1 protein-coding gene is annotated in these 798 nt (G+C 45.4%); it reads right to left on the reverse strand.

The features are described 5' to 3' along the window. A partial coding sequence (gene noc / locus ACWHAR_RS25830) for a nucleoid occlusion protein (protein WP_452088269.1) occupies positions 1 to 763 on the reverse strand: 763 nt, incomplete at its 3' end. Positions 764 to 798: the final 35 nt, after the last annotated feature.

Consider the following 798-nt stretch of genomic DNA (forward strand, 5'->3'; position numbering starts at 1 on the left):
ATAAGGACTGGCGAATCGTATTCATCGCGATTCTCGCGTCCCTGCTGTACGCTTTTCTCTTTGGTTTAGGCTTGCGTTTATCCTGCTCAAGCATTTTGACGACACGGTCTTCGGTTTGTTTTACATTTAAACTCTTTTCAATGACTTCATGCAGCAGCTTGACCTGAAGGTCGGGCTGTTTCAACGGTATGAGCGCTCTTGCGTGGCGCTCTGAAATTTCTTTTTTCAAGATCGCTTCCTGCACCTCTTCCGGAAGCTTTAACAGTCTGAGCTTATTGGCGATTGTTGACTGGCCCTTTCCAAGCCTTTGTGCAAGGGCTTCCTGCGTCAAATCGTGAAGCTCTAAAAGCCTTGCATAAGCATGCGCCTCTTCAATCGAAGATAATTCTTCCCTCTGAAGGTTTTCGATAAGAGCGACAGAAGCGGTCTCTGTATCTGAAAAATCCTTAATAATAGCGGGAACCTTCTCCCAATCGAGCGTTTGAACCGCCCGCCAGCGCCGCTCTCCGGCTATGAGTTCATATTGGCCTTCCCGCTCTGTTTTTCTGACGACAATCGGCTGGATAATGCCGTGTGTATGAATGGTTGCAGCTAATTCTTTAATTTTTTCTTCTGAGAAAATGGTGCGCGGCTGAAAACGGTTAGGAATTATATCGCCTACTGTAATCTCTTGAATTTCTTCTTTATTCGTATCATGTTCAGCAATCTCTGCTTCTTCTTCCTTGTCGCCAAGTCCGAACAGACGAGAGAATGAATGCTTGATGTACCTACACCACCTTTAAACACTGCCATTTTTAT

The sequence above is a fragment of the Bacillus sp. LR--39 genome, from assembly GCF_053613335.1.